Origin of the sequence: Shewanella sp. KX20019 (genome assembly GCF_016757755.1) — a bacterium.
Taxonomy (GTDB): Bacteria; Pseudomonadota; Gammaproteobacteria; order Enterobacterales; family Shewanellaceae; genus Shewanella.
Genome location: NZ_CP068437.1, coordinates 1,043,603 through 1,067,341, shown reverse-complemented (window position 1 = coordinate 1,067,341; position 23,739 = coordinate 1,043,603). Strand labels below are relative to the sequence as shown.

Sequence of the window (23,739 nt, the reverse complement as noted above, 5' to 3'; positions counted from 1 at the left end):
AATAAAATTTACTTTAATTGCTATAAAGCATTTCAAAAAACCGATAAAAAGCATCTTAGAACCAGCTAGCTACAGAGCGGCTTTTGTAAGCCGCGTAATTATAGCCATAGACGCTTAACCTGAGGGCTTTAGCTGTTGCTGGTTACAGTAGCTGTAACCAGCGGCTCCCTTAGGTTACTCTAGAATGGGGTCGACTGTTACTTCCTCTACGTTGGCCTCGCTGTGAACTGATAGTTTTTTAATGCAAAAAACACCGACGGCAATAAACAATAAGATGCCCACTTCAACGCCAACAACACTTCTAAAACCGGTTTGCCATAGCTGTATTATTTGCTCACTAAACATCAACCAATCCGCAACTAAGGTAATGATGAGTACCGCAACGGTGGCAAAAATGACTTGCCGAATATAACGCTTTTTATTGTCGACTCTATAAGCTAATAGCATCGTTGCCAGCAAACTAATGACAAAGGCATAAACCATGAGATCTGCACGGATGGCTATTGATGCAGGAATGATCCTTTCCGCCAAAAATGCCACCGCTGTAGCCAAGACTAAGCCAGCACAGCCCCCCACCGACAAGCCTCTTATAAAGCTGATACTACGAGCCGATACATTCTGCTGCAGGCTGCGTTTATCAAGCCACAACATGTTTCCTGCAACAATCATCGCGCAGATAGCTAACGACAGTATGAAGTAGAGAATCCGCACATCAACACCAGCAAAATCGCCAAAATGCAACGTCGCAATAATCTCCCGCCCTTTGCGAAATACGTTGTAGTTAGTAATGTCGGTTTTATTCAGTAACTCGCCAGTTTTAACGCGATAGAAGAACTCATCATTTTGTGAAAAATGAGATAGATTATCGCCGCGTATTTGAATAATAGCCGCCTCATCACCGTAGTTATAAAAAATGACATTACTCACTGCAAAGTCATCTCTCTTTCTCGTCTCTTCAATAATTTTATAAGCAGCTGTCATATCCAATGGCTGCTCAATGCGAGGCTCATCAAACAGAGTAAAACCAGCATCTTTAAACAAGGTGTTCTGGTCGCCTTGATAGATAAAAACCACAAAAGCAATTTGATACACAATGGCCAAGTTAAACACTAACCCACTTAAGGCATACATCAGTGTGAATGGCAGAGTCATTACGCCAACAACATTGTGCAAATCAAGTAGTTTGTCTCTGCGATTCTTATCTGTTCGATACTGAAAAAAGTGACGAAACAGTTTTTTTGCATGGATAAAAATACCCGAAATGAGGGCGAAGAAGAAAAACAAACTGATGATACCAACGATATAGGTACCCGCTGGTAAGTTGAGGTTGTAGTGCAGTTGATAGAGGAAGTCACCTAAGAAAAAATCCTCTTTATTGGCGATGGTTTCACCAGATTGACTATCAACCAGCAGCGAAGCCACTTCGCCATGTTCATCCTCTTTGCCCTCTTCCCGAATAAGGTCGAGATAAACTTTATAATAGGGATCATAATGCGATGGCATCTGCACCATCATATGCTCTTGATAATCAAAGGGATACAGCTTTAGTTTCGCCTCGACTATTTGTTGCAACGGCATTTTTTGCTGCTGTATCGATACTGGAAATTGCGGCGCTACAGCCCATTGCTTCACCTCTTCATAAAAAAGCGTCACCGCACCCGCCCAAAAGATAAGAAACAACAGTGGCGAGATTATGACCCCAATCCAACTATGTGATTCAGTTAAATTTTTAATCACCTTTTTCGGCTGCGTATTTGCAGTTTGGCTATTTAGCGTTTGAGTATTCATTTGATTACTTCGTCAAAAAAAGAAAGGTGTTAACCGCGGCACTGAGCAGCAGTAACTTAATGCAAGCAATGCTGCTGGCTTTAGCACTGTTATAGCTATAGTAATAAACCATAGCACCGACCCAAATAAGGAACCCAGCAATCAAGCCAATGAGCAACTTGATGTCGATTGCGAGGGGGAGTAACAGATAGAGACTCAACATAATGCTGACAGAAAGTGCTAAGCCGCCGAAAAATGCCGTTATTGATTTAGGCCACATGATTATTTAATTCCTATTAAAACAACACTGGTAAATAAACTCATACCTAATGTTGCAACTAGTACTAGCCGCCGATTAATATGAGATGAAAAAATCACCAATAACAACCACATTGTCATCACTAGCATTACCGTATTTAACATTGAGACCACCAATCCATAGCTGTATGTAAAGCAATATGTGGCCAACATTAGACAAACAGAAAACAATAACCAAGCAGGGATCTTGCCTAAGCTATTATTTTTAAGCTTCTGTTTATTAGATGATAAATAGCTAATCAAGCACCCTACCCATAAAAAAAATACCCCGAGAAATACCATGTAAACAACCCGCAATTAAATACAAATGATAACGATTTGTATTTATTATCGTAAATACGTTATCGAATTACAAGTAGGTTGTGATAGCATGCCGTCCAATACAAATAGCAACTATTATCATTTGGGTCGTATGACATGTTTTCAGCTAAATTAAACTTTATTACTAGTGCAATACGCTTAGGCGTAATCGTTCCAACTGCGTTTGCTTGCTTGTCGGTTTCCGCCGAAGAAGCTGATAAAGCCGATACCAGTAACATTGAAAGGATCATGGTAACCGGGCAGAAAATAGCCCGCAGTGTTCAAGAAACCACCACCAGTGTTGCGGTATTGACTGAGAAACAGCTTGAGCAGGAAAACATTAATAGTTTCCGTGAAGTAATGATCAACACAGCCAATACACATACTTCAGAAAATCGCAGTTTTAGTATTCGTGGTATCGACGGGTTCAATGTCTCTGGTGGTGGTAACAGTTTTTTAGCGAGCGTATATGTTGATGGCGCGCCGCTACCAGAACGCATGATCTATGGTGGTGCATTCTCAACTTGGGATGCTAAGCAAGTTGAAGTGTTAAGAGGCCCGCAGTCCACGCTGCAAGGTCGTAATGCGCTAGCAGGTGCAGTGATCATGACCACCCAAACGCCCACTCAAGAGTGGGAGGGAAAATACCAATTAACGGTGGGTGAAAATGGCCAAAAGGAGATTGGCGTAGCCATTGGCGGCGGACTAATTGAAGATGAATTGGCATTTCGTTTTAGCGGCGAAAAAAAAGAGATCGATGGCTACAATGAAAACCTTACTCGCAATGAAAGCTCTGATTTTCACGATGACGCAACTTACAGACTCAAGTTACTCTATCAACCATCGGCTTTACCTGAGTTTTCTGCTCAGCTAGGTTATACGTATGCCGATAGTACCTTCGGCAACACAGCCGTTGAGATAGCCGAGGGTGAAGATCCCTTTAGCAATCGCCACACCTTTAACAATGACGAGCGCAACGAAGCCACTCGCGCGGATATGGTCGTGCTAGAGCTGCAGTATGACCTCAGTGATATTTGGAATCTCTCCTCTTACACTACATGGTCTGGTATCGATACTGACTACCAATGGGATTCCGACTTCCTTGCGATATCAGGAGCTGCATTTCCAGAAGATACCGGTAGCGTAAGTTACTACAAAAATGCCACAGATTCTCTTAGCCAAGAGCTAAGGCTTACTTTTGAATACGATAGCTTAAGCGGTGTTATCGGGGGCTACTTCTTTAAAACCGAAGTCGATGATCATACCAATGGCTTAAATAACTTAAAGCTAAACCGCCTCGGACTAACCAGTGATATATTGCAGGCAAGATATGGCTTAAGCGAACCTATCGCCGATTTAGTTGTTGGACAATATGCTGAGCTTGATCCAGCCCACACCAGTGCCCTTTCATCATCACAGCAAACGATTTCAAGTTATGCATTGTTCGCTGACGGTGTGTGGAATGTAACCGATAAATGGGATATTTTTGCCGGTATTCGTTTTGACCGAGAAAACCAAGAAACACAGAATAGCGCGCAATATGTCATCTTAAATAAAGACAAGATGCCAGATCCTGCCAGTTATATTGGCACCCCTTACGAAGCGATATCACCGCTTATTGCAGGCATCAATAAGATGTTTACCGATCTCGCCAGTAATGCTTCACAAACAACACCTCAAATTGAGACTGACTTCAACACCATATTGCCTAAAATTGGCGTAAGTTATAACTGGTCAGAAGATTTGATCACCAGCTTATCGTTCCAGAAAGGCTACCGTTCAGGCGGTGTTGGTATCAACACCGCCCGAGCAAATGTATACGAGTATGATCCAGAGTTTACCTATAACTATGAGTTCTCATTTCGTTCGACATGGTTAGATGGCGATCTTGTTGCCAACGCCAACCTGTTCTATGTTGACTGGCAAGATCAGCAAGTGACAGTACAACTATCGCCAAACCGTTACGACACTGAAACCGTCAATGCCGGTCAGTCAAACGTGAAAGGCTTCGAACTTGAATTGAGTTATCAAGCCTCAGACGAATTGGCGCTCTATGCCTCACTTGGTCAAGCTAAGAGTGAATTTACCGATTTTGTTATCAGTATTCCAACCGAAACAACACCGATTGTAAACGATCTATCAGGTAGGCAGTTTACTGCACCTGAATGGAGCGGAAATATCGGGGCGACCTACACCGCTGACAATGGTATTTTTGCCAACTTAAATGCCAATTATGCCAGCGGTTCTCCAAACCGTGTCAATCCTTACAGAGAAGGTCTAAAAGAGGGGGATGCTGAGTTTGACTTGCAAAATGACAGCCGAACCTTGGTCAATATGCAACTGGGTTATGAATGGCAAGATATTGGCATCTACTTACAAGGTAAAAATTTGTTTGATGAGGAGTACATCACCACTAACTTTACTCGTACGCCAAGTCTAGGCGCAGCGAGACAATTTGCACTAACACTGCGTGGAGAGTTCAACTTATAAGCCGAGGTTGGCAGGATAGGAAGTCGGCTAAAGCTACCTCTTTAGTGGCTTAATAACAAAGCGAACCCGTTCATATTGCTACTGAAGGGTTCGCTTTTTAAATGGAATAATAAAACGCTATTTACAAACGCACTTCGCCGATTGTTCACAAGGGGCTGCAGCAGCAATGGTACACATACCGCTACTATTACCTGTAGCGACACACCAGACATTACAGTCAAATTTATCTGGATGACCCGTGTCATTAGTATGGGAGTGGACTACGCCTTTACCTGGATTTGACTCGACAAGTAAGCCATTGTCCATACAAGCTTCGCCAAACATTCTACCGTTGGGAGTGCCTTCTTCATCGGTTCCGATATGGCAACCAGCGACACCGGGAGCAACGCCATCACTGTCTTTCCACCAGGTCTTTTCCCCTTCCGTCCAATCACTTGGCTTGAATGCAAATACCCCTTTAGCACCAGGCATATCTTTAGCACCACTTGAAGGACCTGCATCATGTCCGTCACCTGCAACTGACATAGCAGAAAAAATAATGCCACAAAGTAATACTACTGTTTTTAGACAACTCATATTAATCCTCTAACCTCAATTATATTGGCAAGATTAATTAGGCTTATAGACCCAAACAGCAAATCTTCATTCAGCATAAAATACTGCCTTAAAAGCTAGCAGCGCCGCGTGGCATTATCAAGTTAGATTATTTCAAAGCGTTTTACACTCATGCTGCTTGTTGTGGCTGATGCAAAGCCTCTTAGCCGAATTTCAGCTTACCACGCAAAGAAAAGCCCTGCTCACTCACAAAAGCAATATAACTTGTGATCAGCATCAAAAAGCGAGTATGACAACTATGGGATAGTGGTTATAAGTAACAGGATGTATCTCACCAACAAAAAGAGAGTTGATGATGGATTTTATTAAGCATGTTCCCGCGTTATTTTATATCTTAATCGGCATCGGCGTGGTTGAACTGCTGGTGATAGGTTTAGGTGTTAGCATTAATAGGCTCCAAAAGCGCTTTTCAAATAGCAAACCTTAACTAAGCGTGCCCATAGCAAATATTAACTTTAAGATGAACTGCCTCACAGTGCACCCGTTTTACTAGTCGACATACTGCTTAGGCCGCTACTTTAGCGGCCTTGTATCAGCAATCCTACTGGTTAAATAACTTCTTAGGCTCAACGATTAGCGCTCGATAAGAGGGCTCAGTCTTCGCCATAGAGTTAATTGTTAGCTCTACTTTTACCTTGCCATCTTCAGTCACTTCATTAATAAAGTGTTTACCTGGCTCACCGCTGAACAATCCAGCTGCTGCAGAATACATAAAGAAGGTTTCACTCTTTTCACGCCATTCAATATTTGAAGTGATGGCTGAATACCACTCATAGCCACGCTCTTTGCCATATTCAAAAGTCTGCTCAACCGTCATATTGTCTTCGTTGATCTTATACTCGACACCACGAGAGTACTTCATTGTTGGGATAGCAGGTTGTTCAAAGTAACGGCCATCACCATTATCGAATGAAACTAATGTGCCACGCGAAGTTAACCAGGAGGTGTGCTGAGTCCAAGGGAAATCAAAATCAGAGTCACTACAACGGCCATTTTCATCACAATCTAACTTCTTACCTTTAGCGTCGACAGGGGTTAACACTTTATCACTAAGATCTCCCCAGCCTTTGTTCGCGGCAAGGATCCATTTAACATCACCATCACGACCAACTTTAGCTGTTCCTTGATGACGCATAGAGACAATAACAGTGTCATCTTTTGCATCGTATTCAATCGAGTTGATGTGGGCCCAGTTACGTCCGGCTGCAACGCCTGGCAGATCGCCATACGGAGCATCAGGTTCAATATCCATGGTCTCGCCAGCATGATTTTCATCAACATTGAGGCATACCGCGCCGCTATCAAGGCCAACGAGTAGATCGTCACGCATATTATTAAATATTTTGTTGAAGTCCCACACGTGTACAACGTTACCTGTTTGATCAACTTCAATAACATGGTCGCGGACGGTATCAATACGCTTACCGTCTTCACGCAGATACTTCTCTTTGGCCACTCGCAATAGATAATGGCCGTTTGGCATCTCTAGCATCGCATGTGAAAAGCCGGTAAAGCCCCGTGGCATCTCACGCTTAAATACCTTACGACCAAGCATGTCATATCGAGCATAGTAATGATCTTGTCCCCAATAAAGCTCGCCGTTATCGGCTAAATGGAAACCCATCGCGATGCCTTTTGTTGTCTCCTGATCGTAGACCTTATCCCAATCCATAAACCAGCGAACTTCACCGGTGGTATCGGCAACAAACACCACAGGGTAGTTATCCCAGCCTTCGGTTTTGTCATCAGCACCTAAGTGGTTGACCATGTAAAGTCTATCTTTAAATTCATGGTCAACTTTAACAGGCTTAACCTCTGGGAAAGTACGGGTCTGACCATCAAACAATAGTTTTTTCACCGGTCCAGTATTGATTTTATATTTCTCGGAAACCTTTTCCCCGTTCTTAACATATTTAACACTTACCGTATTTTGATAGTCAGCATAAAGACCAAATACAGGGATACCATTATGAGTCGTCACCGCAACATCATCTACTGGGTATTCGATAGGCACACCGCCAGCTTTTGGCTCGACACGGACTTCTACATTAGAGATGTCAAAACCGTTGAGGTCAATAATCGCCGTTAATGGCGCAAAATCGTAAGGGTTTACTTTAACGATACCTATCTGACCTTGAGTCTTTACCGTGGTTAGGTATTTATCAGCCCAGTCACCACCAGCAACTGCTGCGCCACTTAAACCGATTAAGCCAATGGCTAATGATGTCGCTAAAATTGTCTTTTTCATCTAAAACTCCAGAATATAATTGTTTTGATTTCTTTAAATATTTTGATTAGAAGTTGTATTGCATTGAGTAGAAAATGGCGTTTTGCCAACCCTCTTTACCAAGATTATTTTGCGCGTAACGGTATTGAATTGCGGCCGATAAACCGCCTGCTACATGCCAGCGAAGAGTGGCTTGACCATTAAATCCGTGATCTTCCACATCACCAGACACCACTAGGTAGTCATCGCCGCGGCCAAAGTAATGCTCTTGCCACCAACCAAATGTAAAGTCCTGACTTAACGCGCTAAAGCTCTTATTTAGCGCCAAATAGGCATAGCCGCCGTTAAAGCCGTTAGCGTCAAACTTATCGCCATCAGGCTTGCTGAAATGGTTGTAGTCAGAGGTAACAATATGACCAGCCACTGCAACTTGGGTGTACCAACCGTTATCCCATGTCTTGTCATGGCTAAAGCCAAGTAAGCTGTTAGTCTCAGACCAAACTGGCTTCTGCTTGCTAAACACTTGTCCGTACCAATTGAAATCACTGTCGCCAATATTGATTTGGCCGATGATATTTATTTCCGAACCAATCATGTCCGAATCAGTAAAGTCTTCTAACTTAATGTGCGCATAAACATCGCCAAAAGCACTGCCTGTTGCGCCCTTGATGGTGACAAATTCATTCTCACTTTTGCCCTCACCAAAATAGGCCTCGGTGCTATCGCTCCAGTCCATAATGCCGGTCTCGATGGCGAGCATACTGGCACTGGCAGCAGGCACAATCATCCCCCCCAGCAAGCCCATCATTAGTGCGGTTTTCTTCATCTTCATCTTTATCACCCTGATCTATTACTTGTCATTTTTTTGGCTATAAGTCTTTGATAGAACACTCTGAAGCAGTTTTAATATCGATATACTCTGTTGCTTCATCAGTAATGGTTTTGCAAACAATGCTGCCGTCCTGATAGGTGATGACCTCTACCGCTCTTGGAGCTGAGGTACAGCCGACAAGTAGTGCTGTAAAGATTGCAACCGCAATGAACAGTTTCATTACTTACCCCTTTTCAACGTTTTGCTGATAAATGCAATGGTCAGTGGCAGTGCGCAAGCAATGAACACGCAGTAGCTGATAATGCAGTACTGAGCCATATTCAGGCCAAACAGCGACCAGTCATCCTCACCACAGATCCCACTTGGTGCGAACTCATAGGGAAGCCACTCGTGTAGCGGTAAACCTAATGGGAACTTGGGCTCTAAGGAGCAAGCATTTGCACCTTGACCAGATTGGAAGAGATCTAAACCAGTGTCGGCAGCATGTGATGCCACGTGTTGACCCGAAAGAATAATGGCCTTGTCCAGCCCATAAATGATGCCGTACCAGGCCAACACTAAGCCGATAATCTTAAGCACCATGTTCTTTGGGTTAATCAGCATAATGACGCCAGCGATCAATATGCAGAACTGGCTAAAACGGATATAGACACAGTTTTCGCATGGCGCCATCTCTAAAAACCACTGGAAATAGCCCATGGCCGAGCCTAGTAAAAACACACAGGCGAATGCCATAACTGCCCAAACGGTTCTTTGCTCTTGTGTCGCCTCTAACGTTAGTAAAGGCTGCTGTCGCAACTGACCTAGCCACTGTTTAAAGTTGGTAATCATGCTCAGCTCCTAAAGGTTATTCTTGATGGTTTGATCAAGATCTGGCAGAGAAGATACGGTGGACGTATCGACTAACTTATTGCCGCCGATGACAATGGCCGGAATACCTTTTACCTTGGCGATCGTTAGCGCGATAGTGCGATCGTATGCCAGCTTTTCTTGCGCGGCTTTGGAGCTAAGTGCCTTATCAAAATCCGCCTGTGACATGCCCGCTGCCGCAAGACCAATTGCCGCTAACTCTCCCTTGACCGCACCAGCTCCTTTAACATTTTTTAGTTTTTTGTCGTGTACAGCAGCGTACATAGCTAACTTTGCCGCTTGGTACTTTTCGTGGCTGATGGTGTCTGCGGCGGCGAGAACTTCGCAAGATTCAGTGCCAAGCTCTCCCTTGTTTTCTAGGCAGACCCCTTGAAACTCAGTGCCGCTAGGTAGGTTCTTGATTAGGTTAGGGGTAACTGCTTTTTCGTACTTGTAGCAGAATGGGCAATAGACTGAGTAAACTTTTTGAACCGTGTTATCCAGCGCCGGGGTATCGATATCAATTACGTTTGCTGCAGATGCAGTGAATGTCATGAACAATGCTGCTGCCAATGTAGTAAGAGATGCTTTCATGTTGCCTCAATAATTATCAGGTTGGTTTCTGATGATTATGTTAACGAGGTGCTGAGTTGTGTTCCGTGAGCAAAAATCATCTTATAGGAAACTAAAGGTTTACGTTTTAAAGGCACAATTTCACAAATTGGCAGCAATTTGTTAGGCCAATCCCAAACATTAAATTATTTTAATACTTGTCACAGATTCTGATTTTATACCTAAAATCAGAGCGCTAAATAATGATGATAGTGACACTATAAAAGGAGAGTGATTAAAGAAGATACCTCGTATGAACAACTATTTGCTGAATCCACCACAGGTTATAATTGATATTTTAAAAGTATCTTCAGAGGTAATAAAAGAGCAGGGTATGTGCTCTTTTAAAATGGCGACAATTGCCAGCCGAGCAGGCTGTTCAAAGAAAACTTTGTATAATTACTTTAAGTGCAAAGAGGATATTGTTGTCTCACTTTATATCCAGCACATCAATGATGTTTCAGACAATGTTAATCACATAATTAATTCAGATTCACTGTCTAACCAAGAGAAAATAATATACTCAATAGCATTTGACCCAATGAAGTGTTGGGCGGCGGGTAAAGATGATCTTTGTGTCAATTTTGTAGGCGTAAACCCTCATATCTACAAGCTTGCAAGTCCTGAATTCGTCGGCAATTTACAGGTACTTTTCATTGAAGTAAAAGAGCAAGCACAGAGTGTGTGGAAGCAAGCTATTGCTGAAGGCGAACTACTGTCAAGCAAGGAAGATATTCTTAAGTGCATATTCTTACTAAATGAGGTGGAAAGAGGGGCTGTTGCGATGGGACAAAACAGGTTTTTAAGACAGTTTGGCTATGATTGTGACTTAAGACCTACGTTTGATGCACTATGCTGGATTATGCAGGGACTAAAATGGCAAACAATGTGCCCTTCACTTTGCTATGAAAAAATGCTCGAAACTCTATCCCCGATGGTGAGCAAAGACCCTCAATTAGATATGCGCCATTACGCACTGACTATGGAGTCACTCAAAGAGACCATTGAGCTATAGAAGAAATATTGTAACCTCTCTGAGATAATAAGAAAGCCTGCAATGCAGGCTTTTTTACTTCAAGATATAGACTATTCACGATGCTTTCGTGCTTTAGGCTAAAGGCGAGACATCAACCACGAAGCGCCTTTCCGTATGTATCGCCTTAGCCGAAATACCTAGGTTTAAACACCTAACTTATCGCGCATGGTGTAATACCAGGCACCAATTGCACTAAAGGGAACTTGAAGCTTATGGCCACCCGGGAATGGATAGTGAGGCAAATCTGCAAATGCGTCAAATCGAGTCGCTTGGCCGTTAATCGCTTCGGCTAAGATCTTACCCGCCAAATGGGTGTAGGTTACCCCATGACCACTGCAACCTTGGGAGTAATAGATATTGCTACCAATACGGCCAACTTGCGGTAAACGAGACAGCGTCAGCAAGAAGTTACCTGTCCATGCATAGTCGATTCTAACATCTTTCAGTTGCGGAAAGGTTTTCAGCATTTTCGGGGTGATAATCGACTTTATATCAGCCGGATCGCGAGCTCCATAAACCACACCACCACCGTAGATAAGGCGATTGTCACCCGACAAACGGAAGTAATCCAATAGATAGTTACAGTCTTCAACACAGTAATTCTGCGGCAGTAAGCTCTTTGCTAGTTCATCACTTAGCGGTTCAGTGGTGATCACCTGTGTGCCACACGGCATCGCCTTGGCTTGCAGTTTTGGTATTAAACCGCCGAGATAGGCATTACCTGCTACCACCACGAATTTAGACTTAACGCTACCATGCGCCGTATGCACCACAGGGCTTTCGCCTTCATCGACCTTAATCACCGCCGAATCTTCATAGATCTTACCGCCTAAAGACTCTACTGCTTTAGCTTCGCCAAGCGCCAAATTTAGTGGATGAATGTGACCACCACTATTATCCAGCAGCCCACCGACATAAGCTTCAGTACCGACGACTTTGCGAATATCATTTTTATCCAAAAGCTCGAGATGGTTCATATGACCATGCTTTTCCCACAGCACTTTTTGCGCTTGCAGGTGCCCCATCTGCTTGTCGTTAAGCGCGGCAAACACACCGCCATCTTGCAGGTCACACTGAATGTTATATTGGCTAATACGCTCTTTAATTATCCGCGCACCTTCAAATGCCATCTCACCAAATAGCTTGCCAGCATCTGTGCCAACTGTCTTTTCAATAGAGTCGATATCGCGACTAAAGCTATTGACGATCTGACCACCATTGCGGCCCGATGCGCCCCAACCAATGCGCGCAGCTTCGAGTACGGTAACGCTGTAACCCATCTCTAAAAGGTGCAATGCGGTCGACAGGCCAGTATAACCGGCACCGATAATACAAATATCAGTGTCGATGTTGTCTTGTAGTTGACCGCGCTCAGTTTTGTCGTTGGCTGATGCCGCGTAATATGAATCTGCGTGTGGAGTACTGCTCATGGTTTCCGCCTGCCTTTGGTTATTTATTATTGACATAACTTCTGTCCTTTACGCTTTAAAAAAGCGAATCTTACAATCTCGATAAACGAGCTGCTTAACAGCTCATCGCCTTCAACTTTTCTTGCTGATTGTTTATGGTCGACAATGCAGAGCTCAGCCCCACATTGCCATACCTGAAAAGCTAAGCTGAGCTTGCACGCTGCTTGGCTTCGGCTCTTCGAGCAAAGTACCAAGAGACAAATGCAATTAACGATACCAACAAGATAATCAGGGTCGCTAAGGCATTTATCTTTGGTGATACCCCCATTCTTACCGATGAGAACACCACCATAGGTAATGTTGTGGCGCCAGGGCCAGAGGCAAAGCTGGCGATAACCAAATCATCAAGCGATAAGCTGAACGATAACAACCAGCCTGCAATTATCGCCGGGGAGATCATAGGTACCGTTATCTGGAAAAACGTCTTAAATGGCGTTGCTCCCAAATCCTGAGCCGCTTCTTCAATTGAACGGTCAATTTCACGCAGCCTAGAAGACACCACCACAGCGACATATGCCGCGCAGAATGTCGAATGTGCGATCCAAATAGTGAGCATACCGCGCTCCGCTGGCCAGCCTAAAAAGTCGGCCATATGCACAAACAGCAATAGCAGTGACAAACCAGTGATAACTTCTGGCATCACCAGTGGTGCAGTGATCATATTCGACAGAGTCAACTTGCCCCAACCACGGGCAAAACGTGTCATCACAAATGCCGCCATAGTGCCAAGGATCACCGCCATCGTGGAGGCATAAAAGGCCACCTGTAAACTGGTGCCTACCGCATCAAGGATCTGTTGATCGCGAAACAGCTCGCCATACCATTTAGTTGAAAAACCGCCCCAAACTGTGACCAATTTGGATTCGTTAAACGAGTAGAAAACCAGAATAAACATCGGGGCATAGAGAAAAAACATCCCAGCCCACAGCATTACGGTAGAGAAACTTAACTTCTTCATGCTTCTTTCTCCATCTCGCGTGCCTGATAACGATGAAATAGTGTGATTGGTATAATCAATAACCCTAACATCACAATCGCTAGCGCTGAGGCTACTGGCCAATCGCGGTTATTAAAGAACTCCTGCCACAACACTTTACCTATCATTAAGGAATCGGGCCCACCCAGTAGTTCAGGAATAACAAACTCCCCAACAACAGGAATAAACACCAACATAGAGCCAGCGATAACGCCGCCCTTAGATAAAGGCAGTGTAACTTTCCAAAAGGTGTTTAAGCTGCGAGAACCAAGATCCGATGCCGCTTCCAATAAGCTCATATCAAGTTGAGACAAGGTCGCATACAGCGGCAAGATCATAAATGGCAGATAGGTATAGATAATGCCGATATACACCGCAGTATTGGTGTTTAATATCTGCAGCGGCTCAGAGATAAGTCCGGTCCACATCAATATATTATTGATAACACCATTGTTGCTCAAGATCCCCATCCACGCGTAAACCCGGATAAGAAACGAAGTCCACGTCGGCAGCATCACCAATAGTACTAACAGCATTTGGCTACTTTTGGGTGCCCTAGCAATGGCGTAGGCCATCGGGTAACCGATAAGCAAACAACCAATGGTGGAGATGGTTGCCATCTTCAGGGAACCTAAATAGGCGTTGTAATACAGTGAGTCGTCGAGAATGAGCAAATAGTTGCCCAAATTAAGCATAATATTGAGTGACTCTTCAGCGTATTCAAATAGCGGCTCGTAGGGGGGGATCGCAATCATTGGAGTTGAGAAACTAATCTTAAGTACAATGGCGAAAGGCAGTGCAAAAAACAATAACAGCCAAAAATAGGGGACACCTATGGTCCAGCATTGGCCTTTGGGTAATCGAAATTTTAACGGCTTTTTCATGATCGATTCCTTATGATCTAAGGACCACTCCGCTGGTGGCCTCCCAACTAATGAAAACCGCTTCTTCCCACGTAGGAGGATCTGAACGACGTTCACGGTTAGTCATGATGGTTTGAATTAACTGCTTGTTCGGCAGGCGGATGTAATACACCGAAATACCGCCTAAATAGGCAATATCTTCAACTACACCACTGGACCAGTTATGCTCACCTTGAGGTTGCTCGCGAGTAATACGCGTCTTTTCAGGACGTACTGCAACCCAAACTGTTTTATCATCGACGCTGGTCGAAACACCATGAGCAATATATATTTTTTGTGCCAAACCCTGGCTTTCAATCATCAGGTGATCGGCTTGATCTTCAACGATCTGGCCTTCAAACAGGTTAACGCTACCAATAAACTCTGCAACCATACGGCTACTAGGGCTTTCATAGATATCGGTTGGTGATCCGGTTTGTGCGATCCAACCATCATTCATGATCGAAATTCGCGCCGCCATTGTCATCGCTTCCTCTTGATCGTGGGTCACCATTACGCACGTCACCCCCACTGATTCAAGAATATCCACCACCTCGAGTTGCATCTGAGTACGCAACTTCTTGTCGAGTGCGCCCATAGGCTCATCGAGCAGCAGCAACTTAGGCCGTTTAGCGAGTGAGCGCGCCAACGCTACGCGCTGACGTTGTCCGCCCGACAGTTGGTTAGGCTTGCGCTTGGCATAATCTTCCATATGTACCAGCTTCAGCATCTCCTGCACTCGCGCTTCTATCTCTGCTTTTGGCAACTTGTCTTGCTTCAGTCCAAAGGCAATATTTTGTGCCACTGACATATGTGGAAAGAGTGCGTAAGACTGAAACATCATATTGATTGGTCGTTCATGTGGCGGCATATCGGTAATGTCTTCGCCATCAAGGAAAATACGTCCTTCAGACGGTTTTTCAAAACCTGCGAGCATGCGCAGCAAGGTTGATTTACCCGACCCCGAACCACCCAGCAGTGCAAAAATCTCGCCTTTTTTAATACTCAGTGACACATCATCTACTGCGCGCACTTCATCAAATAGTTTGCTGACTCGGTCGATCTGAAGTAGCACTTCGCCTTGCGTCTTTGTAATCGGTTTATTGGTGACGCCCAAGGTACTAGTCATATTACTTCTCCAACAGATAAGCCTTAAGGTCCAAGGCTTATCTTTTAAAATTGTGTCTATTTTTGCTGTTGATCAAAAAGGCAAGGTAAATACCTTGCCCAAATTTTGACTAATAACCCGATTTCACTTTTGTCCACACACGTGTCAATGCACGTTGTGATTTCATTGGACGAACATCACCGACATAAAGGCGATCTAACACCTCTTTTGTTGGGTAGATAGAGGTATTAGTACGCACCTCTTCATCAACCAACGGCAATGCAGGAACGTTAGGATTAGCATAAGCAACGTAGTTACTAATAGGCGCAATCACTTCTGGACGAAGCAGGTAGTTAATAAAGGTGTGGGCATTTTTCACGTTAGCGGCATCCGAAGGAATGGCTAACATATCAAACCATAAGTTTGAGCCCTCTTGCGGAATTGAGTACTCAATAACATGGCCATTTTCCGCTTCTTCGGCGCGTGCTGCCGCTTGGAAAATATCGCCTGAATAACCAAACGCGACACAGATGTCACCATTCGCTAAGTCAGTGATATAGCGTGAAGAGTGGAAGTACGTAATATAGGGACGCACTTTACCTAAAACTTCACCGGCCTTCTTAAAATCATCCGCTTTAGTGCTGTTCGGGTCGAGTCCTAAATAGATAAGCGCCATAGGGATCATCTCATCTGCGCTATCTAATAGAGAGATACCACACTTCGACAACTTCTCAGCGTACTTGGGATTAAAGATAAGCTCTAATGAATCAACCGGTGCATCTTCACCTAACGCCGCCTTCACTTTATCGGCATTGTAGCCGATGCCGTTGGTGCCCCAAAGATAAGGTACAGAGTATTGATTGCCGGGGTCGGCAGACTCAAGCTGGGTCATTAACTCCGGGCTTAAATTTTTATGATTAGTGAGTTGGTTCGAATCAAGCTTTTGAAATGCGCCAGCTTTAATCTGCTTAGCTAAAAAACTATTTGATGGCACAACGATATCGTAACCCGAGCGCCCTGATAGCAACTTTGCTTCAACCACTTCATTACTGTCAAACACATCGTAGACGACTCGAATGCCAGTTTCTTTATGGAAATTCTCTAACGTATCTTCGGCAATATAATCTGACCAATTATAAACGCGAACGACCTCCTCTGCATAAATGGTACTGCTGGCCAAAACACTTGCAGTGACGAGGGCTAGAGTGGTTACTTTCTTAAAAAGTTTCATATGTTCTCCTTTAGCGTAACAGCATAAGTTAAGCTTCTGCTGTTCGTTTGGTATTGCCGTTATATCGGCTGTAGTTTTTATTATTAACCAATACTACTTCTATAAACTGCATCGGTAATGTTCTGAAAGTAAAAACTACATAGGCTTTAAATAGCCTATGCAGTTTATTTCAATCAGATCCCTGACTTAGCTTTAGTCCAAGCTCTAGTCATTTTGCGCTGAACCTTCATTGGACGTGTTTTACGTATATATAAATTATCGATTACTTCTTGGCTCGGATAAATCCCAGGGTTATTCATAATGACGGCATCAACCATCGTCTGTGCTTTATCATTAGGGTTCGCGTAAGCCACATAATTAGTGATTTCAGCAATAACCTCTGGGCGCATCAGATAATTAATAAATTTATGAGCATTCGCTACATTTTTAGCATCTGATGGAATTGCTAACATATCAAACCAAAGGTTGGCCCCCTCTTTAGCAATTGAGTATCCAATATTTTGGCCATTACCAGCTTCTTCCGCTCTAGCCGCTGCTTGAAACACATCACCAGAGAAACCAAATGCTACACAAGTGTCTCCATTAGCAAGGTCGGAAATATAACGAGACGAGTGGAAGTAAGTAATATAAGGGCGAACCTTAGCAATAGCCTCTGCAGCTGCGGTATAATCAGCTGGATTCTGACTATTTGGATCAAGCTTTAAATAAGTCAAAGCTTGCGACATCATTTCGTCTGCCGAATCCATCATTGAAAAACCACAGCTAGATATTTTTTCAGCATATTTTGGATTAAACATCAGTTCCAGTGAGTCAAAAGGAGGTTCTTCACCTAACACTTTCTTGACCTTATCAATGTTATAACCCATCCCTGTCGTGCCCCATAAATATGGCACTGCATACTTATTACCGGGATCGGCTTTCTCAAGCTGTTTCATTAACGCTGGATTTAAATTTTTAATATTTGGCAATTGAGTTTTATCTAATGGCATAAAAGCATTTATTTTAATATGCTTAGTCAAAAAATCATTAGATGGCACAATAATATCGTATCCAGAATGCCCTGAAAGTAACTTAGCTTCTACCACTTCCATATTGTCAAAGACGTCATAAATAACGCGAATACCAGTCTCTTCATAAAAGTTCTGCAAAGTATCCTTGGCGATATAATCGTTCCAATTATAAACTTTCAAGATCTCTTCTGACTGTGCGATATTTGAAGCAAGACTCAAACTGAGTATTATCGAAGTTGTTTTCAGCATTTTTAAAGCGCTCATTTACTTCTCCATTGTAGCGAGTGTCAAATAGAAGGATATCTATCTGTTGGTCACAAAATTTGTCATTCTTTATTAACCAATGCTACATCTTCAAAACCGCATCAGCAGTGTGGTACTGCATTACTGTTTTCAAATAAATAACAATAAACGTTACCTATATGAATCCATTTAGTCCTTCGATGTAGAACACTTCAAAGGTAACCTGTTGCCAATCCCCAAAATCAACAACAGGTAACAATCAATCTAGACTGTAAGTAGTAGGAATTTACGCTCCCAAGAACTAATCACTTGCCGATAGTTTTCTAAATCAGCTTGCTTCACCGCGATATAACCATTGGTAAAGGTTTCACCTAAATACTCACGACAAGCGGAACTTTCAGCCATCACAGCCAAGGCTTCTTCAAGCGTTAACGGCAACGAAATTCCACTACGGGTTTCATTGGCTCGTCCTTGAACGGGAGTCAAAGGTTTAACGTCTTCAACCATGCCCATATAGCCACATAACAGACTGGCTGCTATCGACAAATAACTGTTGGCATCAGCACCGGCGATCCGGTTTTCAACACGTAAATTTTGCGGTGAAGATTCTGGAATACGCAGACCACAAGTACGATTCTCCTCGCCCCATTCCAAGTTAACTGGTGCAGAAGTCCCCGGTAGAAAACGGCGGAATGAGTTCACATTAGGTGCAAATAGCGGCAGTAGCTCAGGGATAAACTTTTGCAGTCCACCTATATAGCTATAGAAAAGCGGCCCTTTAGTGCCATCTTCATTAGTGAAGATGTTCTTGCCTGATTTAATATCAACTATGCTCTGATGCAGATGCATCGCGCTACCAGGCTCGTTAGTGATCGGTTTTGCCATAAAGGTGGCGCAGACCTTGTGCTTCAGTGCGGCTTCGCGCAAGGTACGCTTAAAGACAAATACTTGATCAGCTAGAGACAGCGCATCACCATGAGAGAAGTTAATCTCCATTTGAGCGGTGCCCTCCTCGTGGATCAAGGTGTCGATATCTAACCCTTGGATCTCGCACCAGTCATACATATCTTCAAATAGTGGGTCATACTCATTCGCGGCATCAATTGAGAAAGACTGGCGTCCAGATTCTTGGCGACCAGAACGACCAATAGGTGGGATCAGAGCTTGATCTGGATCTTCATTAATTCGGGTAAGATAGAACTCCATCTCAGGTGCTACAACCGGCTTCCAGCCCTTATCTTCATATAGCTTAAGCACTTTTTTCAGCAGGTTACGTGGAGACAGTTCAATAGGATTACCCATTTTGTCGTACGTATCATGAATAACCTGTGCAGTGGCTTCGATAGTCCAGGGCAGTTTGAACACCGCATTTTCGTCAGGGACACAAACAAAATCGATATCGGCAGCATCCAATAAAGCGTCATACGCCGTATCTTCAACATAATCACCGGTCACAGTCTGCAAAAGTACGCTCTCAGGCAATCGCATACCCTTTTCATCAATAAACTTGCCGACAGGCGCAATCTTGCCTCTGGCAATACCGGTCATATCACCTACAACACATTCTACTTCAGTGATTTTTTCGTCTTTTAAATAGCTAATTAATTTTTTCATTATTATTTTACTCTGCTGACTGCACGGCGCTGACATGCCTGACTAAAGGCTTTAAATATTGCGGTATAAAAAGCACTATCTAACGCTTTCCACTCCGGATGCCATTGAACGCCTAATGCAAAATTTTTCGCGCCTTTAACTGAAAACGCTTCTATTAATCCATCCTCTGCATATGCTTCTGGCCACAACCCAACACCCAGGCGATCAACACCTTGAGTGTGCACAGAGTTCACCTCTGCGGAGCTGCGGCCCCATGCATCGTGAAGCAATCCCCCAGGTTCTATCTTGACCTCATGGGAGATACCGTATTGCTCCTCTACAGGCGCAGTTTTATCTTCGCGATGTTCAATAAAACCACCAACTTCATGCAGTTTTTGATGCAAGCTGCCACCAAATGCGACATTCATCTCTTGAAAACCACGACATATACCTAGCACCGGAACCCCTGCTTGAATTGCCGCATGAATTAACGGCAGAGTGGTAGCATCCCGTTTGGGATCATGATGGCTTCCCGCTTCACTTGCAGGACCATCGAAATGATGAGGTTCAATATTAGAGGGGGAACCAGTAAATAGAATGCCATCTAATCGCGATAACACGATTTCTGCAGGGCAATGCCCTAGTGCAGGAATAATCAATGGCCATGATTGAGTGGCATCAGCAATGGCTAATAAGTATTTTTCACCAACTATGTTAAATGGATGCAATCCCAACTGTTGATTGCATGCCGTCACACCGACTACTGCGAGCCCAACTTCCGACATATAACACCTTCAATCCTTCGTATTAAGAGTTTTTTCAATGGTTTTTATAATAGTTTTTATCTTGATTTACGAAATATCTAATAATGAACAGATACTACCCGAATGTTCGTTTTTTCACACACTACACTTAATTTTGAAACTAGGCAAGAGGTTAACTGAAAGGATTGTAAATAATCAAAAAACAAAAAGCCAAGCCAATTAGAAACAATGACTTATGGTTACTTGTCGATATTTACAGTACTCATCAATAAGTTATTGCAACATTACTTGAGCACTTTAGGCATGTTTGATGTTGTTGACAGAGCTCACACTAAAGTCGAATCAATGCTTTATATTATTTACACAAATGGTAGCAAGACAATCAAGCTTGACGACGAGAAGTACGCGAACTGAGGAGAGTGGCCACAAAAAAGCCTTAGTCACTAGATAACTTATCTGGCGACTAAGGCTGTATCACATAGAACGAAGTATTAGAAGTTTGCTGGAGTCGTAGCACTCACAATGCGGCAAGGTGCGTCAAAAGGATTGCGAAAACGATGCGGTAACTCGCTGTTAAAATAATAGCTGTCACCTTCGCAAAGCTCGAATACCTCTTCGCCGACAGTCAATTCAAGCTTGCCCTCAATCACCATGGCCGCTTCTTCACCTTCATGTTTGAGCATCTCTATACCGGTGTCAGCACCAGGTGGATAGGTCTCGCTCATGACAGACATTGCGCGGTTAGGAAAATCTCGTCCAATCAATTTAAAGTCTAAAACACCATCGCCGATGTCCAGCAGTTCATCGCTACGATAAACCACCTTTTGCTCACTTACAGTCTCATCTTCTATTGAAAAAAATTCCACCAATGACAATGGTAAGCCTGATAGGACCTTTTTCAATGAGCTGACAGACGGGCTGACACTATTTTTCTCAATCATTGAGATGGTACTGTTTGTCACGCCAGCACGCTTAGCAAGCTCACGCTGCGATAAGCCCTTTAATTTTCTAATCGTTTTAAGGTTTGCTCCAATATCCAAACTCTTTCCCCTCATTGAAGTTGTCGTTCTATGCCTCCAACAACATGCAGAACAATAAAACGCACCGATTCGGCTCCAAAACAACACTGGCAAATTAAAGCAAACATTGTTCATACAGTCGTGCGAGTTTGTATTCTACAGGAAAGCGTGTTAAAAATAACGAACATCTGTAAATAATTTATCCATAATCATCTTGAGTATACGGTCACAAGTCCAATTTACAATAAAAACACCAATTTGGAGTAAAGATGTCAACTAAAAGCCCGGTGCACAGCGAGCAATATCCAGCTTCATACTACTTTGCAACAGCAAAAGAGTTACACCAATCACCTCGATTAGAGGAGGTGTTAGATGTGGACGTATGTGTGGTGGGTGGCGGCTTTAGTGGCCTCAATACCGCAATAGAATTGGCTCAAAAAGGCTTCTCGGTTGCCTTGTTAGAAGCTAAAAGGATCGGCTGGGGCGCTTCAGGGCGTAACGGCGGGGAACTCATTAGAGGAATTGGTCATAATATAGAACAGTTTGAAAATATTATTGGCCGCGAAGGCGTTAATGCCATCGAGCAGATGGGATTTGAAGCCGTTGATATCGTTAGGCAGCGGGTAAAAGAGCATAACATCGACTGCAACCTACAGATGGGCTATTGCGACTTGGCAATAAGGCCAAAGCATATGCAAGAGCTTGAAGAGGATTTAGAGCACCTCAATAAGATTGGCTATGGCCACAATATGACCCTGCTCGACAGATCTCAAGTTGGCGAAGTCGTCGGTTCCGACTTTTATCAAGGCGCGTTGGTCGACATGGCAAGTGGTCACCTACACCCGCTTAACTTAGCCTTGGGCGAAGCCAAAGTCGCCCGCAGCTTAGGGGTGAAAATGTATGAATATAGCGCCGCAGAAAAAATAGTTAAGGGTGATAAACCCAAAGTGATCACCGCTCATGGCGAAGTAAACTGCCGATATCTAGTCCTTGCTGGCAACGCCTATCTTGGTCACAAGCTTGAAAGTGATATCGGCGGAAAAGTGCTACCTGCAGGCACTTATATTCTTGCTACCGAGCCACTCACCCAAGAGCAGTGTGACAGCATTATTCCAAAGAATATGGCATTTGCCGATCTCAGAGTCGATCTTGACTACTACCACTTATCGGAAGATAACCGTTTACTGTTTGGAGGTTTGTGTACATATTCAGGTAAAGATCCTAAAGATATTGAAGCGGCGCTCAGACCTAACCTTGAAAAGGTATTCCCGCAGCTAAAGGGGGTGCGCATCGATTACGAATGGGGCGGCATGATAGGCATTGGTGCCAATCGTCTACCGCAAATCGGCCGTTTGCCAGATGCGAAGAATGTCTTCTATGCCCAGGCTTATGCTGGACACGGGGTTAATGCAACCCATATGGCAGCCAAACTAATTGCCGAAGCCATCAGCACCCAAGCAGAGCGTTTTGATATTTTTGCCCAAATCCCACATATGACATTCCCCGGTGGACCGTACCTTCGCTCGCCACTACTCGCCATGGGGATGCTTTACCATCGATTTAGAGACATCTTTTAACCATTATAAGTTTTGCTATAAGAAGCGGACATGGTCCGCTTTTTATATTTTGCGTATTTAGTTGCACTCTCTAAAGCCTCCTCCAGCCCTCTGTATAAAATTACTAAGATAAATTTCGTCTTTTTTGGCCCCTATTCGTCTTACTCATCGTTAATCAAATTTATGCTTAAGCATAAGTCTAAATAACACAGTGCTATTATTGATTAAGTCCGTAAACAAAGGTAAGAGTTGAAAGCGATGGATGTAGAAAAAATATGGTCTGAATATCAAGCGAGCCTGAAGGCCTTTTTACACCGTAACGTGTCGAACCCCGATGACGTTGACGACCTGCTACAAGAGGTTTTAATCAAGACCTACAATAGCTTGAGCAGCGTTCACGACAGTAAAAAAATAAAATCGTGGTTGTTTCAAATTGCCAATAACAGCATCATTGATTTCTACCGTCAACGCGCTAAGGGTAGGGATTTAACCGAGAATGACCTTTGGTATAACAAGCCTGAAGAGGAGGTCCAACAGCAGCTTTCCTCCTGCATCGTCCCCTTTATTAGCCGTTTACCTGAAGATGATGCAGCCATGCTAACCGCCATAGAAATCGATGGCATGTCTCAAAAAGAGTACGCTGCAATCCATGACATCAAGTACTCTACGCTCAAGTCGAGAGTACAAAAGAGCCGAACACAGCTCCACAGTTTATTTGACGAATGTTGCGAATTTTCCATCGATAAATATGGCAACGTTATAGACTTTCAAGCGAGAAATAAAAGCTGTTCTAGCTGTTAGGCCAAAGTAGGATGACTGAGC

Annotated in this window: 22 protein-coding genes; 5 read left to right on the top strand and 17 right to left on the bottom strand. The window is 43.6% G+C overall.

The genetic code is table 11. The features are described 5' to 3' along the window. Window positions 1-174: 174 nt before the first annotated feature. Complete coding sequence (locus tag JK628_RS04620) at window positions 175-1,788, bottom strand: PepSY-associated TM helix domain-containing protein (RefSeq protein ID WP_202288100.1); 1,614 nt, start codon at window positions 1,786-1,788, stop codon at window positions 175-177. A gap of 4 nt (window positions 1,789-1,792) precedes the next feature. Beyond that, the gene (locus JK628_RS04615) at window positions 1,793-2,047 is read right to left on the bottom strand and encodes a hypothetical protein (RefSeq protein ID WP_202288099.1); all 255 of its coding nucleotides are present in this window, start codon (window positions 2,045-2,047) and stop codon (window positions 1,793-1,795) included. A 455-nt stretch (window positions 2,048-2,502) separates the two neighbouring features. On the opposite strand from JK628_RS04615, the gene JK628_RS04610 reads away from it, so the two are divergent. Beyond that, entirely contained in the window at window positions 2,503-4,875 is a 2,373-nt protein-coding gene (locus tag JK628_RS04610; protein WP_202288098.1) for a TonB-dependent receptor, read from the top strand. Between the two features lie 117 nt (window positions 4,876-4,992). Here JK628_RS04610 and JK628_RS04605 read toward each other — a convergent pair whose 3' ends face one another. After that, the gene (locus JK628_RS04605; RefSeq protein ID WP_237524140.1) at window positions 4,993-5,451 is read right to left on the bottom strand and encodes a hypothetical protein; all 459 of its coding nucleotides are present in this window, start codon (window positions 5,449-5,451) and stop codon (window positions 4,993-4,995) included. A gap of 331 nt (window positions 5,452-5,782) precedes the next feature. On the opposite strand from JK628_RS04605, the gene JK628_RS23435 reads away from it, so the two are divergent. Beyond that, window positions 5,783-5,917, top strand: coding sequence for a hypothetical protein (locus JK628_RS23435; protein ID WP_272931644.1), 135 nt, complete (start codon window positions 5,783-5,785; stop codon window positions 5,915-5,917). A 114-nt stretch (window positions 5,918-6,031) separates the two neighbouring features. Here the strand turns inward: JK628_RS23435 and JK628_RS04600 are convergent, their stop codons facing one another. The 5 genes from JK628_RS04600 to JK628_RS04580 are packed head-to-tail and all read right to left on the bottom strand — an operon-like array spanning window position 6,032 to window position 9,992. Beyond that, window positions 6,032-7,738 (bottom strand): aryl-sulfate sulfotransferase, encoded by a 1,707-nt coding sequence (locus JK628_RS04600; protein WP_202288097.1) that lies wholly within the window; start codon window positions 7,736-7,738, stop codon window positions 6,032-6,034. 46 nt (window positions 7,739-7,784) lie between these two features. Then, window positions 7,785-8,549 carry a hypothetical protein gene (locus tag JK628_RS04595; protein WP_237524139.1) on the bottom strand — a complete coding sequence of 255 codons (765 nt, stop codon included), beginning with the start codon at window positions 8,547-8,549 and terminating at the stop codon, window positions 7,785-7,787. A 37-nt stretch (window positions 8,550-8,586) separates the two neighbouring features. Next, window positions 8,587-8,769 (bottom strand): hypothetical protein, encoded by a 183-nt coding sequence (locus tag JK628_RS04590; protein WP_202288096.1) that lies wholly within the window; start codon window positions 8,767-8,769, stop codon window positions 8,587-8,589. Then, window positions 8,769-9,380: a disulfide bond formation protein B gene (locus tag JK628_RS04585; protein ID WP_202288095.1), complete on the bottom strand. Its 612-nt coding sequence runs from the start codon at window positions 9,378-9,380 to the stop codon at window positions 8,769-8,771. The genes JK628_RS04590 and JK628_RS04585 overlap by 1 nt, the downstream gene beginning before the upstream one ends. 9 nt (window positions 9,381-9,389) lie before the next feature. After that, on the bottom strand, window positions 9,390-9,992 hold the full coding sequence (locus tag JK628_RS04580; RefSeq protein ID WP_202288094.1) for a thioredoxin domain-containing protein: 603 nt from the start codon (window positions 9,990-9,992) through the stop codon (window positions 9,390-9,392). Between the two features lie 271 nt (window positions 9,993-10,263). Between JK628_RS04580 and JK628_RS04575 the strand changes: the two genes are divergently transcribed. Further along, on the top strand, window positions 10,264-11,025 hold the full coding sequence (locus tag JK628_RS04575; RefSeq protein WP_202288093.1) for a TetR/AcrR family transcriptional regulator: 762 nt from the start codon (window positions 10,264-10,266) through the stop codon (window positions 11,023-11,025). Window positions 11,026-11,189: 164 nt separating this feature from the next. Here the strand turns inward: JK628_RS04575 and JK628_RS04570 are convergent, their stop codons facing one another. The 9 genes from JK628_RS04570 to JK628_RS04530 all read right to left on the bottom strand — a co-directional run bounded on the left by JK628_RS04570 (window position 11,190) and on the right by JK628_RS04530 (window position 21,382). Continuing rightward, window positions 11,190-12,476 (bottom strand): NAD(P)/FAD-dependent oxidoreductase, encoded by a 1,287-nt coding sequence (locus JK628_RS04570; protein WP_202289712.1) that lies wholly within the window; start codon window positions 12,474-12,476, stop codon window positions 11,190-11,192. A 181-nt stretch (window positions 12,477-12,657) separates the two neighbouring features. Continuing rightward, window positions 12,658-13,473: an ABC transporter permease subunit gene (locus JK628_RS04565; RefSeq protein ID WP_202288092.1), complete on the bottom strand. Its 816-nt coding sequence runs from the start codon at window positions 13,471-13,473 to the stop codon at window positions 12,658-12,660. Continuing rightward, the gene (locus JK628_RS04560; RefSeq protein ID WP_202288091.1) at window positions 13,470-14,375 is read right to left on the bottom strand and encodes an ABC transporter permease subunit; all 906 of its coding nucleotides are present in this window, start codon (window positions 14,373-14,375) and stop codon (window positions 13,470-13,472) included. Before JK628_RS04560 ends, JK628_RS04565 begins: the two co-directional genes overlap by 4 nt. 10 nt (window positions 14,376-14,385) lie before the next feature. After that, on the bottom strand, window positions 14,386-15,522 hold the full coding sequence (potA, locus tag JK628_RS04555) for a polyamine ABC transporter ATP-binding protein (protein WP_202288090.1): 1,137 nt from the start codon (window positions 15,520-15,522) through the stop codon (window positions 14,386-14,388). Between the two features lie 109 nt (window positions 15,523-15,631). After that, complete coding sequence (locus JK628_RS04550; protein WP_202288089.1) at window positions 15,632-16,732, bottom strand: polyamine ABC transporter substrate-binding protein; 1,101 nt, start codon at window positions 16,730-16,732, stop codon at window positions 15,632-15,634. A gap of 173 nt (window positions 16,733-16,905) precedes the next feature. Further along, the gene (locus JK628_RS04545; protein ID WP_202288088.1) at window positions 16,906-18,006 is read right to left on the bottom strand and encodes a polyamine ABC transporter substrate-binding protein; all 1,101 of its coding nucleotides are present in this window, start codon (window positions 18,004-18,006) and stop codon (window positions 16,906-16,908) included. 243 nt (window positions 18,007-18,249) lie between these two features. Next, complete coding sequence (locus tag JK628_RS04540) at window positions 18,250-19,599, bottom strand: glutamine synthetase family protein (RefSeq protein ID WP_202288087.1); 1,350 nt, start codon at window positions 19,597-19,599, stop codon at window positions 18,250-18,252. Window positions 19,600-19,601: 2 nt separating this feature from the next. Further along, entirely contained in the window at window positions 19,602-20,363 is a 762-nt protein-coding gene (locus JK628_RS04535; protein ID WP_202288086.1) for a gamma-glutamyl-gamma-aminobutyrate hydrolase family protein, read from the bottom strand. A gap of 470 nt (window positions 20,364-20,833) precedes the next feature. Then, window positions 20,834-21,382 (bottom strand): cupin domain-containing protein, encoded by a 549-nt coding sequence (locus JK628_RS04530; RefSeq protein ID WP_202288085.1) that lies wholly within the window; start codon window positions 21,380-21,382, stop codon window positions 20,834-20,836. A gap of 248 nt (window positions 21,383-21,630) precedes the next feature. Between JK628_RS04530 and JK628_RS04525 the strand changes: the two genes are divergently transcribed. Next, the gene (locus JK628_RS04525) at window positions 21,631-22,938 is read left to right on the top strand and encodes an NAD(P)/FAD-dependent oxidoreductase (protein ID WP_202288084.1); all 1,308 of its coding nucleotides are present in this window, start codon (window positions 21,631-21,633) and stop codon (window positions 22,936-22,938) included. 237 nt (window positions 22,939-23,175) lie between these two features. Next, a complete protein-coding gene (sigZ, locus tag JK628_RS04520) occupies window positions 23,176-23,718 on the top strand; it encodes an RNA polymerase sigma factor SigZ (protein WP_202288083.1) in 543 nt (180 codons plus the stop codon). The last annotated feature ends 21 nt before the right edge of the window (window positions 23,719-23,739 follow it).